The sequence below is a fragment of the Aquamicrobium segne genome (assembly GCF_042656785.1).
Lineage (GTDB): Bacteria > Pseudomonadota > Alphaproteobacteria > Rhizobiales > Rhizobiaceae > Mesorhizobium > Mesorhizobium segne.
This window is the reverse complement of sequence record NZ_JBHSLL010000025.1, coordinates 71,205-87,894: the sequence shown is the minus strand read 5'-3', so window position 1 is coordinate 87,894 and position 16,690 is coordinate 71,205. Positions and strand designations below refer to the sequence as shown.

General features: G+C 54.5%; 16 protein-coding genes. 7 read left to right on the top strand and 9 right to left on the bottom strand.

Annotated elements, in window-relative coordinates:
• The first annotated feature begins 283 nt into the window (after window positions 1-283).
• Entirely contained in the window at window positions 284-559 is a 276-nt protein-coding gene (sciP, locus tag ACFPLB_RS09115) for a CtrA inhibitor SciP (RefSeq protein ID WP_378229039.1), read from the top strand.
• A 259-nt stretch (window positions 560-818) separates the two neighbouring features.
• Here sciP and ACFPLB_RS09110 read toward each other — a convergent pair whose 3' ends face one another.
• A complete protein-coding gene (locus tag ACFPLB_RS09110) occupies window positions 819-1,196 on the bottom strand; it encodes a flagellar export protein FliJ (protein WP_378229038.1) in 378 nt (125 codons plus the stop codon).
• Between the two features lie 444 nt (window positions 1,197-1,640).
• On the opposite strand from ACFPLB_RS09110, the gene ctrA reads away from it, so the two are divergent.
• Window positions 1,641-2,336 (top strand): response regulator transcription factor CtrA, encoded by a 696-nt coding sequence (ctrA, locus tag ACFPLB_RS09105; RefSeq protein WP_378229037.1) that lies wholly within the window; start codon window positions 1,641-1,643, stop codon window positions 2,334-2,336.
• Between the two features lie 130 nt (window positions 2,337-2,466).
• Here the strand turns inward: ctrA and chpT are convergent, their stop codons facing one another.
• Entirely contained in the window at window positions 2,467-3,096 is a 630-nt protein-coding gene (chpT, locus tag ACFPLB_RS09100; protein ID WP_378229036.1) for a histidine phosphotransferase ChpT, read from the bottom strand.
• A 372-nt stretch (window positions 3,097-3,468) separates the two neighbouring features.
• Between chpT and ACFPLB_RS09095 the strand changes: the two genes are divergently transcribed.
• Window positions 3,469-3,996 carry a DUF1134 domain-containing protein gene (locus ACFPLB_RS09095; RefSeq protein WP_378229213.1) on the top strand — a complete coding sequence of 176 codons (528 nt, stop codon included), beginning with the start codon at window positions 3,469-3,471 and terminating at the stop codon, window positions 3,994-3,996.
• A gap of 122 nt (window positions 3,997-4,118) precedes the next feature.
• A complete protein-coding gene (locus ACFPLB_RS09090) occupies window positions 4,119-4,772 on the top strand; it encodes a hypothetical protein (RefSeq protein ID WP_378229035.1) in 654 nt (217 codons plus the stop codon).
• A 109-nt stretch (window positions 4,773-4,881) separates the two neighbouring features.
• On the opposite strand, the gene ACFPLB_RS09085 is transcribed toward ACFPLB_RS09090, so the two are convergent.
• The 3 genes from ACFPLB_RS09085 to ACFPLB_RS09075 all read right to left on the bottom strand — a co-directional run bounded on the left by ACFPLB_RS09085 (window position 4,882) and on the right by ACFPLB_RS09075 (window position 7,038).
• On the bottom strand, window positions 4,882-5,685 hold the full coding sequence (locus ACFPLB_RS09085; RefSeq protein ID WP_378229034.1) for a TrmH family RNA methyltransferase: 804 nt from the start codon (window positions 5,683-5,685) through the stop codon (window positions 4,882-4,884).
• Window position 5,686: 1 nt separating this feature from the next.
• Window positions 5,687-6,442, bottom strand: a complete 756-nt coding sequence (locus ACFPLB_RS09080) for a HugZ family pyridoxamine 5'-phosphate oxidase (protein ID WP_378229033.1) — start codon at window positions 6,440-6,442, stop codon at window positions 5,687-5,689.
• 86 nt (window positions 6,443-6,528) lie between these two features.
• Window positions 6,529-7,038: a GNAT family N-acetyltransferase gene (locus ACFPLB_RS09075; RefSeq protein ID WP_378229032.1), complete on the bottom strand. Its 510-nt coding sequence runs from the start codon at window positions 7,036-7,038 to the stop codon at window positions 6,529-6,531.
• 261 nt (window positions 7,039-7,299) lie between these two features.
• Here ACFPLB_RS09075 and ACFPLB_RS09070 point away from each other — a divergent pair, with 261 nt between their 5' ends.
• Both ACFPLB_RS09070 and ACFPLB_RS09065 read left to right on the top strand, forming a co-directional pair.
• Window positions 7,300-8,283, top strand: a complete 984-nt coding sequence (locus tag ACFPLB_RS09070; protein ID WP_378229031.1) for a glutathione S-transferase family protein — start codon at window positions 7,300-7,302, stop codon at window positions 8,281-8,283.
• Window positions 8,284-8,394: 111 nt separating this feature from the next.
• Window positions 8,395-9,405: a metallophosphoesterase family protein gene (locus tag ACFPLB_RS09065; RefSeq protein ID WP_378229030.1), complete on the top strand. Its 1,011-nt coding sequence runs from the start codon at window positions 8,395-8,397 to the stop codon at window positions 9,403-9,405.
• A 28-nt stretch (window positions 9,406-9,433) separates the two neighbouring features.
• Here ACFPLB_RS09065 and leuA read toward each other — a convergent pair whose 3' ends face one another.
• From leuA to ACFPLB_RS09050, 3 genes are all read right to left on the bottom strand, one after another.
• Window positions 9,434-11,149 carry a 2-isopropylmalate synthase gene (gene leuA, locus ACFPLB_RS09060; protein ID WP_378229029.1) on the bottom strand — a complete coding sequence of 572 codons (1,716 nt, stop codon included), beginning with the start codon at window positions 11,147-11,149 and terminating at the stop codon, window positions 9,434-9,436.
• Window positions 11,150-11,514: 365 nt separating this feature from the next.
• On the bottom strand, window positions 11,515-12,405 hold the full coding sequence (locus ACFPLB_RS09055; RefSeq protein ID WP_378229212.1) for a cation diffusion facilitator family transporter: 891 nt from the start codon (window positions 12,403-12,405) through the stop codon (window positions 11,515-11,517).
• 62 nt (window positions 12,406-12,467) lie between these two features.
• A complete protein-coding gene (locus ACFPLB_RS09050) occupies window positions 12,468-14,648 on the bottom strand; it encodes an anthranilate synthase (protein WP_378229028.1) in 2,181 nt (726 codons plus the stop codon).
• A 50-nt stretch (window positions 14,649-14,698) separates the two neighbouring features.
• On the opposite strand from ACFPLB_RS09050, the gene ACFPLB_RS09045 reads away from it, so the two are divergent.
• The gene (locus ACFPLB_RS09045) at window positions 14,699-14,977 is read left to right on the top strand and encodes a hypothetical protein (RefSeq protein WP_378229027.1); all 279 of its coding nucleotides are present in this window, start codon (window positions 14,699-14,701) and stop codon (window positions 14,975-14,977) included.
• Here ACFPLB_RS09045 and ACFPLB_RS09040 read toward each other — a convergent pair.
• Window positions 14,927-16,606 carry a formate--tetrahydrofolate ligase gene (locus tag ACFPLB_RS09040; RefSeq protein WP_378229026.1) on the bottom strand — a complete coding sequence of 560 codons (1,680 nt, stop codon included), beginning with the start codon at window positions 16,604-16,606 and terminating at the stop codon, window positions 14,927-14,929. The genes ACFPLB_RS09045 and ACFPLB_RS09040 overlap by 51 nt on opposite strands.
• Window positions 16,607-16,690: the final 84 nt, after the last annotated feature.

The following is a 16,690-nucleotide window of genomic DNA, read 5'->3' as shown; positions in this document are numbered from 1 at the left end:
GTCATTGCCTTCAATGGGCCTTCACGAGCCGCCGGTTAAAGGCATGTTCGGGCGAATATAAGACAGGCTGTGACAGCTTGCCAGAGCGTTGCTTTTTTACAAAGGCCAGACGCCAAAACCGGCTTTGGGGACAGGTGAACCAGAATTGAAAAATGGTCCGCCTATTTCCTAATGCGACGGTAATGTTCGTTACTTATCTCTTAGGAGCAGCTTAGGCAATTTTTAAAGCTGTGGCGGTAATGTGGCACTGATTGGTTTTTGCGTGTTTTTAGTAGAGAGTATGATGACCGATCTGATTAGACCGCGAGTCAAATACGTAATCGGGCCTGACGGCAGTCCGCTTACAATTGCCGATTTGCCGCCAAGTAATACGAGGCGCTGGGTTATCCGGCGCAAGGCAGAGGTTGTTGCAGCCGTTCGCGGTGGGCTGCTAAGCCTTGATGAGGCGTGTCAGCGCTATGCGTTGACAACAGAGGAGTTTTTATCCTGGCAAGCCTCGATTGACGAATATGGACTGGCTGGTTTGCGCACAACACGCATTCAGCAATACAGGCATTAAATGCTGTAGGTCCGTCGGGCACATCAACAATGTCCTGACTGCAATCATGAAAATGGCCCGGCAGTTTTTCTGCCGGGCCATTTTGTTGTTGCTTTGCATCTAGAGCATTTCTTGTTTTTATGGAAACGGATGAAATGCTCTAATCTCTTGTTTTAGCCGTATTTGTGCGACGCCAGACGATTCCGTCTGACTGCAAAATACTCTAGTCAAAAGGCCGCAACTTTGCAGTTGCGGCCTTTTGGACGGAATAAAATAAAATTTAGCCGATCATGGCGCTGGTTGGTCTGGCTTCGGCTTCGCGGGCCTTGCCGTCACGCAGTTCCAGCAATTCAGCCTTGGCAAGCTCGGCCTCGGCTTCGCTTAATATGGTCTGTGCCGTTTCGCGCTGATTTGCCAGGTCGGCCTGAGAGTCCCGGAGATTATCGCGCCGCTGGCGGGCGGCCTTGGCAAAGGTCGGATAGGCAAAATGATTGATGTCGGTAATTCCGGCCTTTTTTTCCTCGGCCTCGATCTGGAGTTCCAGTTCGTTGGCCATCCGGTCAAATTCGGCAATCATCATATCGAGTTGCGCTAACTGACGCTGTTTCTCGTTGACCTGAAACTGTTTCAGACGAACGAGGCTTTCACGTGACTTCATGACCCTCAACTCCACACCTGCCCCTTAACGCATATTTACAAAAGCGGATTGGCTTGGCCTTCCGCTTTTGTTTTCCACAGGTCCCCACCAATGGAAAACAAAGTCCTAAGATTCTTCACGCCCGGTAACCATTCGTTTACGGGCATTGTTAATCATATGGGGCAGGACTTAAGAGGCGGTAAAAATTTACCTGTGATTTGTACCGTTTTGAAGAGTCTATTGAATCACTTAACCCGGTTTCTTGATGTGGAAAAAGGGTTTGGGTGACGTCTGAATCACCTTTAGATTCAAGAGAGTGTGGAAAGAGGTTAAAAATCCTGATAGCTTTCGAAGCACAAAATTAGGATTTGTTAACCATTCGATGGCAGCTTTGGGTTCAGGCAATCGCTGTCGCTTCGCCGAATTGGCTTTTAAGGGGTCCGGCGGCAGACAAAGGGGAATGAGATGCGCGTTCTGCTGATAGAAGATGACAGTGCAACGGCACAGAGCATTGAGCTGATGCTCAAGTCCGAGAGCTTTAACGTCTACACCACCGATCTGGGTGAGGAAGGCGTCGATCTGGGCAAGCTCTATGACTATGACATTATTCTTCTTGACCTGAATCTTCCCGACATGTCGGGTTATGAAGTTTTGAGAACGCTTCGCCTGTCCAAGGTGAAGACGCCGATTCTCATCCTGTCGGGCATGGCGGGTATTGAGGACAAGGTTCGCGGCCTTGGCTTTGGCGCTGATGATTATATGACCAAGCCCTTCCATAAGGATGAACTGGTTGCGCGCATTCACGCCATTGTGCGCCGCTCCAAGGGTCATGCCCAGTCGGTCATCACAACGGGTGATCTGGTGGTCAATCTGGATGCCAAGACCGTGGAAGTTGGCGGACAGCGTGTGCATCTGACCGGCAAGGAATATCAGATGCTGGAACTGCTCTCATTGCGCAAGGGCACGACGCTGACCAAGGAAATGTTCCTCAACCATCTTTATGGCGGGATGGACGAGCCGGAATTGAAGATCATTGACGTCTTTATCTGCAAGCTGCGCAAGAAGCTGGATGCGTCTTCAGGCGGACAGAGCTATATCGAGACAGTTTGGGGCCGCGGTTATGTGCTGCGGGAACCGGAAGAACTTCGCGAAAGCGCCTGAGTTTCGGTCTGAGCTCTGGTTTGATTGTTGCTTTTGAAAAGCCCGGCATTGCCGGGCTTTTTTATTTATGGGCCATGTTTTTATCCTTGCGGGCCGTTGCCCGGCCCGCAAGGATAAATAAATAAAAAAATCAGGCGGCCGTCAGGATAATCTCGTCTGAAGTTGCATGAATGGAAATGGTCATGCCGGCCTCGCGTGCCATCAGCAGTGTGTAATAGGGCTGCACGGCATGGGCATCGATTGCTTCTTCAGGCTTGTTGCCGGAATGCAGTTCCAGAAATTTGGGTGGAACCCGCAGCATCGGGCCGCTGGATGACAGGATGAAGCGTGGTTCCGTTTCGAGATTTTCCAAAGTCACTGAAATCTTGCCGCCGCGCGGGATGGCTGCATTGGCAATCAAAATGAGGTTGAGCAGCAGCTTGACCTTATTTTTTGGCAAAAGGGCGCGCTCACCTGCCCAGAACAGTTCCGGCTTTTCATTTTTAAGAAAAGCGGTTGCAACAGCTTCTGCATCGCCGGTGTCGATCTGCATTCCGGCTGAACCGGCAGCGCCAAAAGCGATGCGCACAAATTGCAGACGTGCCGACGCATTGCGTGCGCTTTGGCGAATGAGGTTCATGGCGTCCTCGTCGGCGCCGCCCTCATCGAGCAGTTCCAGCCCGTTATTGATGGCTCCCACCGGGGAGATAATGTCATGACAGACACGGCTGCATAAAAGTGCGGCAAGATCTGGCGCGGAAAGCGTGAAGAGGTCGGTCATGATGAGGTCCCTGCAAGAATCAGTCTGTTGTGATGCGTAGGCCAGCTTGCATCATCACTCTATAGGATCGGGGCAATTTTGATGAAAATACCCTGTGATCCTCAAAACCCGTGATGTGTTGCTGACCATTGCCTTCAAGAATAGCGGTTGGCCTTCAAAAATAGCGGTTGCGGCCTTTGAACTGCCATCTTCATCTGAAAGGTTAATGGTTGAAAAAGGATTACAGCATAATTTTATACAAAAGCATCATAAGCGGTCGGCACAGAACCGCAGATGTGAAGAGGCCAGGCAAAGTGCTCCGTTACGGAGAGTGACCATATGTTTTTTCGAATCCTTGAGTCTGGCTTTATCCGGGCTTTGGCTGCGACCATCATGCTTGCGGCTGCGCTTGCCCTTTCGGTGTCAGCTTCGCGCGCTCAGGAATACACGGCTCAGGAGATCGTGGAATCCGGGCATCGCTTTTTTGGCTCCACCTCGGGCGGGCTTGCCAGTGTCGTTGAGAATGTGTTTTCCTCCTACGGTCTGCCCAATGGCTATATTCTGGGCGAGGAAGGTTCCGGTGCGCTGATCGGCGGGCTGACCTATGGTGAAGGCTCGCTTTACACCAAGAATGCGGGCGACCACAAAGTGTTCTGGCAAGGTCCATCACTGGGTTGGGATTTTGGCGGGCAGGGCTCGCGCGTCATGATTCTGGTCTATAATCTGGATGATGTCGGCAATCTTTATACCCGCTTTGGCGGGGTGGCCGGTTCGGCCTATGTGGTTGCCGGAGTAGGCTTTAACGTTCTCAAAAATAACCAGATGCTGCTGGTTCCCATCCGCACTGGCGTTGGCGCCCGGCTTGGTGTCAATATGGGCTATCTGAAGCTGACAAGAGCGGCGACCTGGAATCCGTTCTGATCGGACTTTTGGCTTGTAGCGGCAATCATTTTGCCGCTTTAAAGCCCTTGTTTGTACGCATGATCCTATCTGAAAAGTCTGCAACTTTTCTAGGATCATACTTTAAAAACGGATAGCGTATTGTGCTCCAGTCAGCTCTTTTGATCCTGCTTGGTTTTTTGTCTGCAAGCTTTATCGGTCTCTTGATTGCGCCGCCCATCTGGCGGCGTGCTGAGCGGCTGACGCAGAGACGTCTGGAAGCTTCCCTGCCGCTGACCCGCTCTGAAATCACGGCCGAGAAAGACGGGCTGCGGGCAAAATTTGCCATGCAGGCTCGACGTCTGGAACTGCTGCTTGCCGCCTCACAGGAGAGGGAAGCGCTCCAAAAGGTCAAGATTGCACGGTTGGAACAGATAATTGCTGAGTTAAAGTCACAGACTGATAGTGCAGGTGAGGCTCTTGAGGCAGGAAAAAAGCGCAATGATTCTCTTGATGAGAGGGTTCGCTATCTGTTGTCGATGGTTGCTGATGATGAGGATATTTCTCTGCTCAAGGCCGACAGCAGCCGGTTTGCCCAGCAAGTGATGCGTATTGAGACTGTTGCCGATGAGGCGCGTTTGCGTGAAGATATGGCGGCCTTGGCGGCGCGGGTGATTCATGTCACCGCTGAACGGGAAGGAAAAGCCTCGCCTATTCCGGAACTGCTTGCAGGAGAAAAAAGCCTGCAACCGGGTGTGTTGAGCCTGGCCGAGCGGGTTCTGGCTTTGCAGAAGCATGTTCCAAAGCCTGTCTCCTGAAACTTGGGAACCAGTTTCAGGATAAAGACATGCGTAAAAACAAAGATTTAAAGCAAGCTCGTGAATCTGAAAGATCACGACACGTTTTAAATACACCGGCTAACTGATTTTATTTTATATTTGAGGCAAACTGGTGCAGCGCAATGGCCGAAGCTGCGGCGACATTTAAACTGTCAAAGCCCGGAGCCATGGCAATTCGCGCTGTCTGTATGCGCGCCAAGATCGCTTCGGGCAGGCCTTGGCCCTCAGTGCCCAGATAAAGCGCCAGCGGGCCTTTGCAGTTCATGTTGCGAATGTCCCGTTTGCCGCGTGGCGACAGCGCAAACTGGCTAAAACCCTTGGCATCCAGTTGATCGGCCAGAACTCTTGTGTCACTGAAACTGGCAAAAGGCACTTTGAGTGCTGCCCCCACCGAAACCCGGATGGCCTTGCGATAAAGCGGGTCACAGCTTGTTTGATCAAGCAGTATGGCATCGACCCCGAAGGCTGCGGCATTGCGAAAAATGGAACCGACATTGTCGTGATTGGAAATGCCGACAAGAACAGCTATCAGCGCCTTGTCGGGCAAACTATCGAGAAGGCTGGGGGCATCGGCTATCTGGCCACGGTGGCCAATGGCCAGAATGCCCCGGTGCATATGAAAGCCGGCAATCTGGTCAAGCACTGCACTGCTGGCTGTATAGACAGGGATTTCGGGTGGTAAGCGCGCCAATATGGAGTGCAGACCGGCCAGCCGGTTTTCCAGCACCAGTACGGATTCAATTTCAAAGCGTCCTGTAGCTGTCAGCACGTCCAAAACGACCTTGCCCTCGGCGATAAAACGGCCCTGCCGACCAACAAGGTCGCGTTCGCGGATATTGGTATAGGCAAGAATACGCGCGTCACACGGGTCGTCGATGTGGATTGCCGTCATGTCACATTCGTCCGGCCTTTGCCATTTCAACCAGAGTGCGGCGCAAATCCTGTGCTGATACAAGCGGTTCAGGGAAGAACACACGCAGGTTCTGGTCGCTGCAAACAAGGTCCATGCCCTCGCTATCAAAACCGCTAATGGTCCAGTCGCCATCCTTGGCCTTGCCGAAATGCCGGGCATAAAGGGCGATAGCGTCGCGATGTTCCTCATTCATATGGTCGATCGCGGATTGTTCGCTATCGGCAAGTGCTGCGTTGACGCAATTGTCGGTGATTATGTCATTGGCAGCCAACTGATAGGCCTTGCCAAAGCCGCCATTCATGCTGGCGCGTTCAACTTCAATATGAAAGAAAGCAAAGTCGCCCAGGCTGGCATAGAGTTTTGCCTTCGGATTGTGATTGAGATAGCGGCGTGCAATGCGTTCATGCTTGGTCTCATCGCGCTTGATTTGCTGAGCCCGGCAGATGAGGCTGAGGCGCGGATAGGCCAGCACATCGCCCTTGCCGGGTTCGCCCACAAGCAAAGCACAGCGCGGGTCTGCCTGTAAGGCCTGTGTATGTGCCGACAGGCCTGAAATCAGTGTGATTGGAGACCCGTCCAGATCTGTGGCAAGGCCAATCCGGCTGATCATGGGGGTTAAGCTGCCTGTCTCATGAAAGGCGAGTGCGGCAAATCTGGCATTGCGCAGCAGGGTTTTTGCCAACCTGCGGGTATCATCATCCACTGTCTGGATGACGGTCTTTTTCTGTTCCTTCAAAGCCGCACTCCATGGAAAGCGGGAATGATTTTAACCTGATCCTAAAGTCTGTCTCTCGAACAGGGAACCAGTTCGGGAGACAGGCTTTAGCGTAGCTGTGCAGCGTGAACGATCTCGCCTTTCAGGCCAGTGACTGCACCGGGAGTTATTTCATGAATCAGCAACCGGTCATAATCGACCGGGCGCGGCATGGACAGTTGACCATAAGGCACTTTGGCAAAGCCGAGCGGCCCATAATAAGGGTAATCACCAACCAGAAGAACCGATGCCCATCCAGCCTTTGCTGCTGCCTCCAGCGCCATTGCCACCAGTTTGCGGCCAATGCCGAGATTTTTATAGGCGGGGCGCACCGCCAGTGGTCCCAGCATCAAGGAGCGACCTTTACCGGCCATGACCGGCGTCATGCGCACCGAGGCAACAACTCTTCCCTGACTGAGTGCGACGAAAGAAAGCGCGCGCTCATGTGGTCCCCCTTCGCGGATCTTGTAGGCAGCGCGCGTGAAGCGGCCCGGCCCGAAAGCGTCCTCATTCAGGGAATCGATTTCAGCGTCATGCGCCGGGGTTTCCGGCAGATAAATGATCTCGGCAAGGCTCATGTCTTTGCAAGTCCGGTTAGATACGAAGAAGATGCTGCCATGGGCAGCGGTTTGCCAGGCGCTTAGGCGCCAGCACTCTTTCGTCGTCGGTCAAACCGGATGGCTGCAAAAATATCCAACATGGTGACCCGGCTAGCACCAAACCTGAGCTTCTGCAATCATCCTTTTATGGTTTGGCGTCAGTTGACGCTGTGTTTCGCAAGTCAGGGGCTGCGAAATGAGCCTGAGCATCCTATATCGGGAGCAATGAAAGGATGTGACATGGGATTGCTGGTTGACGGAAAATGGCAGGATCGCTGGTATGACACCAGCAAGAGCGGCGGCAGGTTTGAGCGCTCGCAATCACAATGGCGCGATGTCGTGACGGTTGATGGCGCATCTGCGCCGGGTCGTACACGAGGTTTCAAGGCCGAAGCCGGCCGCTATCATCTTTATGTCTCACTGGCCTGTCCATGGGCGCATCGAACGTTGATTTTTCGGGCCTTGAAGAAGCTGGAAGATGTCATTTCGGTTTCCGTCGTTGACCATTATATGGGCGAAAATGGCTGGACCTTTGCAAAAACCGACGGGGCCACGGGCGATACGCTTTATGGTCTTGAGTTCATGCACCAGATTTATACGCGCGCGGACCCGTCCTATTCGGGACGGGTGACGGTGCCGGTGCTGTGGGACAAGGTGGAGCAGACCATTGTCAACAATGAATCATCGGAAATCATCCGTATGCTTAATTCAGCCTTTGATGAATGGGGCGATGCCAGTGTTGATTTTTACCCCGAAGCGCTGCGCAGTGAAATCGATGCGCTCAATGACGAGATTTATCCGGCGGTCAATAATGGCGTCTATCGGGCGGGGTTTGCCACCACACAAGAGGCTTATGAGGAAGCCTATAATGAGGTGTTTGCCATGCTCGACAGGCTGGAAGAGCGGCTTTCCAAGCAGCGGTTTTTGACCGGCCAGTATATTACCGAGGCCGATTGGCGCCTGTTTACCACATTGGTGCGGTTTGACCCGGTCTATGTCGGGCATTTCAAATGCAACCGCCAGCGCATCATTGATTACCCGAATTTGTGGAATTATCTGCTCGATCTTTATCAGGTGCCGGGCGTGGCGGACACGGTTGATATGAACCATATCAAGGGCCATTATTATGGCAGCCACTCGACCATCAATCCAACCGGCGTGGTGCCGCTTGGGCCGAAGATCAACTATATGGCCAACCATGACCGTGCCCGTTTTTCCCTGTGATTTGCCAATAGGTTGAAGGTGACGTTTGCAAAAGTGCCATGATGCGCGCCTCGCCTGCTTTTTTCCGGCTTTGTATGGCAAGCGGCTTGTGTCTGGCTTATGAAAGCGACCATGTTCAGGCTTGCGCATTTATCCGACGCTCATCTGGGGCCGCTTCCCGATGTCACCTACCGTGAACTCGCTTCCAAGCGGGTGATTGGTTACATCAACTGGCAGAAAAACCGCCGCCGCCATATGCAGGATGCGGTGATTGATACAATCATCGATGACATGAAAGCGCATGCGCCTGATCATATTGCGGTGACAGGCGATCTGGTCAATCTGGCGCTTGATGCTGAAATCAGCCGGGCCCGCCAGTGGCTGGAAGCGCTGGGATCGCCTTCGCATGTGTCTGTGGTTCCGGGCAATCATGATGCTTATGTACCCGGTGCATTTGTCAAAGCCTGCCATGCCTGGGGGCCGTGGATGAGCGGTGACGGCCAGAAAACGCCGGTTGATCAGCACAGTTTTCCTTATTTGCGCGTGCGCGGACAGGTGGCGCTGATTGGTGTATCGACTGCGCGGGCCACGGCTCCCTTCATGGCCAATGGATATTTGTATGAAGCGCAGGGCAGGCGGCTTGCTGACCTTTTGGAGGCCACCAGAGCAAGAGGGCTATGCCGGGTGGTGATGATCCATCATCCGCCGGTGCGCGGTGCGGTCAAACAGCATAAGCGGCTGTTTGGTATCGGGCACTTTGCACGCATCATGGCGCGTCAGGGGGCAGAGCTTGTGCTGCATGGCCATTCGCATCTTCCAACCCTGCACCATATTGCCGGGGTTGACGGCATGGTGCCGGTGGTCGGGGTGGCCGCTGCCGGTCAGGCGCCAGGCACAAAACGCCCGCCTGCCCAATATAATCTCATCGATATTGAGGCTGATGGTTCCAACTGGCGCTTTCGCCTGACGCGGCGCGGGCTGGAAGGTGCGGGCCTGTCACTAGAGCGCCGTGCGTCCTATCGGGCGCACAAAGGACGCTCTAACACTTTGAATGAGCATCGGAATAATCCAAAAACCGATTCCACTTTTTGGTCCGATGCTCTAGTTGATCTTGAAGTTCTGGACCTTTCTGCCGCCAGATGATTTCATCTGGCGACAGAATGTTTTGACATCACTTTCCAGCCACGATCCGGTTGGCGGCCGAAGTGATTGCTTCAAGCGAGGCGCTCACAATATTGGTGTTGATGCCCACACCAAAAAGACGCCCCTTTGGATGTTCCATCTCGACATAGGAAATGGCCGAGGCATTGGAGCCGCTTTGCAGGGAATGTTCCGAATAGTCGAGGACAGACATTGAAACCCCTGTATGGCGCGACAAGGCATCGACAAATCCGTCGATCGGGCCGGTGCCCACACCTTCGATCTTGATCTCCACACCCTTGTCAATGATCGTGGCTTCCAGAATGCGCCGCCCCTTCATGCTGGTGTCGGGATAGGTGTAATGATCAACAAATTTGAAACGACCTTCGGGCTGTTCCACATAGATGCGCTGGAACTCGTCATGGATGCGCTTTGAGGGCAGTTCCTTGCCTTCCTCATCGGTGATTTCCTGAATCACCTCGCGAAACTCCACTTGAAGATTGCGCGGCAGGTTGATGCCATAATCGGTCTGCAGGATATAGGCGATGCCGCCCTTGCCCGATTGTGAGTTGATGCGAATGATGGCCTCGTAAGAGCGGCCCACATCCTGCGGGTCAATTGGCAGATAAGGCACTTCCCAGACAGGCGAATTGGCGGCTTTGAGCGCTTTCATGCCCTTGTTGATGGCATCCTGATGCGAGCCGGAAAAGGCTGTATAGACCAGTTCGCCAACATAAGGATGGCGTTCGGCAATCTTGAGCTGGTTGGAATATTCATAGACATCCTTCATGCGGTTGATGTCGGTGCAATCCAGTTGCGGGTCCACGCCTTGCGTGTACATGTTCAGCGCAAGCGTCACCACATCGACATTGCCGGTGCGCTCGCCATTGCCAAACAAGGTGCCTTCGACGCGATCTGCACCTGCCATCAGCGCCAGTTCTGTGGCGGCAATGCCGGTGCCGCGGTCATTATGGGGATGCAAAGAAATGATCAGGCTGTCGCGGCGGTCGAGATTGCGGCACATCCATTCGATCTGGTCGGCATAGACATTGGGCGTGTTCATCTCAACCGTGGAGGGCAGGTTGAGGATCAGCGGATTTTGCGGGGTCGGATTGATGATTTCGGTCACCGCATTGCAGATTTCGAGCGCGACTTCCAGTTCCGTGCCGGTAAAGCTTTCAGGCGAATACTGGAAGCGGTAGCCGCCGCCAGCCTTTGCGGCCATGTCCATGATCATTTTGGCCGCATCGGTGGCAATCTGCTTGATGCCGGGAACGTCCTTGGCAAAGACCACGCGCCGCTGCAATTCACTGGTGGAATTGTAGAAATGGATAATGGGCGAGTTTGCACCTTCGAGTGCTTCAAATGTGCGGGTGATCAGTTCAGGGCGGCACTGAACCAGAACCTGCAAATCAACATCGTCGGGAACATTGCCTTCCTCGATAGCCCAGCGGCAGAAGTCGAAATCGGTTTGTGAGGCAGACGGAAAGCCGATTTCGATTTCAGGAAAGCCCATATCGAGCAACAGGCCGAACATGCGTGCCTTGCGGTCCTGTCCCATCGGGTCAATCAGCGCCTGATTGCCGTCGCGCAAATCCACCGAGCACCAGATCGGGGCTTTCTCGATGCGTTTTGAGGGCCAGGTGCGGTCGTTTAAAATAGGTGCGGGAAAGGGCTGATATTTTTGGGCCGCATCGGCCATGTTTTTACGGCTTGAACCGGGGACGGCAGCTTGTCTTGTGGTCATTGTCTTCTTCTCCGATCCCTGTCGGGCTGTTTTTTAGCCCTGTTCAGACAAGGATGTCCTGACGAAATAAATAATCTAATCGGATGTGGATTGCCAAGGAGCATATCGCCGGGCGGCTTTGTCGACCGCCAGGCGCTCCTCTAGCGAACCCGGCGATCGCCGATAAGGCCCAGAAGAAGAAGGGTAGAGGCAAGCGCGCGCAAGGTCTGGCCGGAAATCCCGGACGGATGGCTGACAACAGATGCGGGGCGCTTGTTCATGGAGTTCTCTTACAAGAGCTGTCAGGGCGTGGCAAGTTTTTTGAACCGGAGGGTTTGTTTTCTAGAGCGTCCTTTGTGCGTCCGACAGGACGCACGGCGCTCTAATCAGGCAAAGGGAACTGCGACACTGCCTTTGGGCAATTTTGCCTCATTGTCAGGCTCGACATGAATGGTGACGCGCACTGAAGCATCGTCGGTCTTGAGGGCTTCTTCGATGCGGTCGCAAATGACATGGGCCTGACTGACCGGCATGTCGGCATCGACGACCATGTGGAATTCGATAAAGGTGGCGCGTCCGGCAATGCGAGTTTTAAGATCGTGAACTTCCAGCGCACCTTTTGAATTGGCCGAGATGATGTCGCGGATGCGGATCTGCTCTTCAATGTCAACGGCGCGATCCATCAGCCCGTTTAACGATGCGCCTATCATCTTCCAGCCTTGATAGAGGATGTTGAGGGCAACGATCAGCGCCAGCAACGGGTCAAGCAGATGCCAGCCGGTAAAGACGGCACCAACAAGGCCGATAATGACACCGGCTGAGGTGATCACATCCGTCATGATGTGGTGACCATCGGCCTCCAGCGCAGGTGATTTTGCCCTGCGTCCGGCTCGGATCAGCATTGTGGCCCAAAAGAGGTTGATGATGGTTGCAGCCCCATTCACGGCAAGCCCTTCCCATGGTTGCTCCATCGGGTGGGGGCTGCGTATTGTTTCCCATACCTGGGCAATGATGAGCAGAGCCGCAACGACGATCAAAACCCCTTCCAGAACGGCAGAAAAATATTCCGCCTTGTGGTGGCCGAAGGGATGATCGCTGTCGGCTGGCTTGTGGCTGACGCGAATGGCCCAGATGGCGGCGCTGGCAGAAATGACATTGACGATGGATTCGAGCGCATCGGAATAAAGGGCGACCGAGCCTGTGATCTGCCAGGCGAGGAATTTGAGGCCCATGACACCAAGTGCGACAATGATGGACCAGCAGGCAAGGGTTTGCACCCGGCGCTTTGCAGCTTCCTTGTCGTGATATGCAGGCACGGGCTCCATCTCCATCCGGCCTGCTATATGCCAGCCTTGCGCGGAAGCCGGGCAACGATATTTTCAATCATCTGCATGCCGGCATCTCCGCCCAGCGACATGATCGATTCGGGGTGAAACTGCACAGCCGCAACCGGCTCTGAAACATGTTCAAAAGCCATGATGGTGCCGTCTTCGCTGGTGGCCGTTACCTCGAACTCATGTGGTAGGTGGGCGGGATCTGCAAACAGCGAATGATAGCGGCCAACGGTGACTTCCTGTGGTAGACCGGAAAAGATGATGCCCTGTTTTGTGATGTGAATACGCGAAGGCTTGCCATGCATGGGAATGGCAAGCTGCCCCAGTTTTCCTCCATAAGCCTCAGTTAGCGCCTGAAGGCCGAGACACACGCCAAAAATCGGCAATTTGCGCTGGCGCGCCTTGTTGATGGTGGCTGTGCAATCAAAGTCTTTGGGCGTGCCGGGGCCGGGAGACAGGACCACAAGATCGGGTTTCAATTCATCGAAAACACTATCGGCCACCGGGCTGCGCACAGTGGAAACAGTGGCCCCTGTCTGGCGGAAATAATTGGCCAGCGTGTGGACAAAACTGTCTTCGTGATCGACCAGCAGAATTTTTACTTCTGCGCCGACGCGCGCAGCGCTGGGCTCAATGGCTGGGCTGGCGCCGGTTTTGGCGTCACGGATGGCAGCAAGCATGGCAGAGGCCTTCAGTTCGGTTTCAGCTTCCTCGTCCTCAGGAACGGAATCAAACAGCAGCGTTGCGCCTGCTCGCACTTCAGCGATCCCGTCCTTGATGCGTATGGTGCGCAAGGTCAGCCCCGTATTGAGGTCGCCATTGAAATGCACCATGCCGACGGCCCCACCATACCAGGCGCGCGGGCTTTTTTCATTGTTCTCCAAAAACCGCATGGCCCATAATTTGGGCGCGCCGGTGACGGTGACCGCCCAGGCGTGGCTAAGGAAGGCGTCGAAAGCATCCATGCCTTCGCGCAACCGGCCTTCAATATGGTCAACGGTGTGGATAAGGCGCGAATACATCTCGATCTGGCGGCGTCCGATCACACGCACCGACCCCGGTTCGCAAACCCGGCTCTTGTCGTTGCGGTCCACATCCGAACACATGGTCAGTTCGCTCTCGTCTTTTTTCGAGTTGAGCAGGGCAATGATCTGTTCTGCGTCTTCAATGGCATCCTTGCCACGCTTGATGGTGCCGGAGATCGGGCAGGTCTCGACACGGCGGCCATTGACGCGCACGAACATTTCGGGCGAGGCGCCCACCAGATATTCGCCCTCACCCAGATTGATGAAAAAGGAATAGGGGGAAGGGTTGGTGGTCTTGAGGCGACGCGCAATCTGCGATGGGGGCGTTGTGCAGCGCTCATAAAAGGTTTGACCCGGAACCACTTCAAACAGGTCGCCCCGCTTGAAGCTTGCCATGGCGTTGCGCACCAATTGTGCATATTCACCGGGCTGGTGGTCGCCGGGCGGCGGGGTGTGGCCGGACGGCACAAAAGGCGCTTCCGGCGTTTCACGCGGCAGGCCCTGTGTTGAAAAATCCTTGCCCGCATAGTCGTAGCGGTCGGTCCAGGCTTTGGCTGAATGGTGATCGACGACCAGAATCTCATCGGGCAAAAACAGCACCAGATCGCGCTGGCTGTCGGCACGTTTGAGCGTGTAGTCAATGGCGTCGAACTGGAAAGCCAGATCATAGCCGAATGCGCCGTAAAGCCCCAGATTGCTGTCATTTTCCGTGTGGAAAAGGGCGGTGAGGGCACGCAGGACGGTAAAGACGGAAGGCGCGCGGCTGCGTTCTTCCTCGGTCAGGATACGCTCGGGGCTGTTGATTTCAATCAGGATGCGATCATCGAATTTATGCGTGATGCGCACTTCGCCAAGTGTTGCAATGATGGCGTAAAGCGTGGGCAGCATTATTTTGCCGCGCTCATTCAGGGCTTCCACCCGCATGGAGCGGTTGCGGGCGGAAATGACCAATGGCGGGTCAATAATGGCCGTATCCCAGCGCGTATAGCGGCCCGGATATTCATAATTGGAGGAAAAAACGGCGCCACGGTGTGAATCAAGCCTGTCGATATAGGACTGAATGGCCGTGGCATAGGGCTGCTCGTGCCGCTGGCGGGTAATGGCAATGCCGCCTGCGGTTGTGAAGCGCTCTGCCCCGTTATCGAGAGTTTCCATCGTCATAGCCGTCTCCGTCTGTTGTCAGGCAACGGCCCTGGAGGCTGAAACGTAAAATGGCCGCCCGGAAATCCGTTGCGGCCACCCATTATTTTTTGCGCACACGCGCTCAAAAGGCCGCTATCAGCAGGCCCACCACCAGCAAAAGGTTGAGAAATGCATGTTCATGCATTCTCCATAGCGACCTTCAGGAGGACCGGCAAGGAAATTTATTGGTCTTTGACCAAAAGAGACAGGGCGGCATGAGCCGCCCTGTTCTTGATCTGATAAATGAAGGCAAAAGTTTAGCTCAAGCCTTCAATGTCACCATCATCGTTGAGGTGGATATTGTCTGAAGACGGCTTTGAGGGCAGGCCGGGCATGGTCATGATCTCACCGCAGATGGCCACGATGAAACCGGCGCCGGCCGCCAGACGTACCTCACGCACCGAAACTGTGTGGCCGGTTGGCGCACCACGCAGATTGGGGTCGGTGGAGAAGGAATATTGCGTCTTGGCCATGCAGACCGGCAAATTGCCATAGCCCTGTTGTTCCCACTGATGAAGCTGGTCACGTACGCTCTTGTCGGCAATGGCTTCCGAACCGCGATAGATACGCTTGACGATGGTGTCGATCTTGTCGAACAGGCCCAACTCATCTGCGTAAAGCGGAGCAAACTGGGAACGACCGGATTCGGCAAGTTCCACCACCTTGTGCGCCAGTTCCTCGGCACCGGCAGAGCCATGTGCCCAGTGCTTGCACAGCACGGCTTCCTCGCCCATCGATTCGACAAATTCCTTGACCGCTGCAATCTCGGCATCGGTATCGGTGTGGAAATGATTGATGGCAACGACAGCCGGAACGCCGAATTGCTTCACATTTTCGATGTGGCGGCCAAGATTGACACAACCCTTCTTGACGGCTTCGATATTTTCTGGCCCCAGATCTTCCTTCTTGACCCCGCCATTCATTTTTAGGGCGCGCACCGTGGCGACGATGACGACGGCAGCCGGCTTCAACCCTGCCTTGCGGCATTTGATGTCAAAGAATTTTTCTGCACCCAGATCTGCACCAAAACCGGCTTCGGTTATCACATAGTCGCCCAGCTTGAGCGCGGTGGAGGTGGCCATCACGGAATTGCAGCCATGGGCGATATTGGCAAAGGGACCGCCATGGACAAAGGCCGGATTGTTCTCCAGCGTCTGCACCAGATTGGGCTGGATGGCATCCTTGAGCAGAACCGCCATCGGGCGGTGGGCCTTCAGGTCACGGGCAAAGACGGGACTTCTGTCGCGGCGGTAAGCGACGATGATGTCGCCCAGTCGCTTTTCCAGATCTTTCAGATCACGGGCCAGACACAGGATCGCCATGACTTCGGAGGCGACAGTGATGTCAAAACCGGCCTCACGCGGATAGCCATTGGCAACGCCGCCCAAAGACACCACGATCTGGCGCAGCGCCCGGTCGTTCATGTCCATGACGCGACGCCAGGTTACGCGCCTTGTGTCGATATTAAGCTCATTGCCCCAATAGATGTGATTGTCGAGCAGGGCCGATAAAAGATTATGGGCTGAGGTGATGGCATGGAAATCACCCGTAAAATGAAGGTTCATGTCATCCATGGGCACAATTTGCGCATAGCCGCCACCAGCAGCACCGCCCTTCATGCCGAAATTGGGCCCCAGCGAGGCTTCGCGAATGCAGATGACCGCCTTTTTGCCAATCCGGTTCAAGCCGTCGCCAAGCCCCACAGTGGTTGTCGTCTTGCCTTCACCGGCAGGGGTCGGGTTGATGGCCGTGACAAGGATCAGCTTGCCGTTTTCATTGTTCTGGACGGATTTGATGAATTCGGCTGAAACCTTGGCCTTGTCATGGCCGTAGGGCAAGAGATGTTCTGCCGGAATGCCGATCTTGGCGCCAACCTCCTGAATGGGTTTCTTGTTTGCAGCGCGTGCGATCTGGATGTCGGATTTCACTTCGGCCATAGATTATTCCCCATTTTGGATTGCTCTCCGGTGCGGCTTGCCCGGAGCGTCGATAAAAGCCTGCCAGGAATGATTGCCACCATT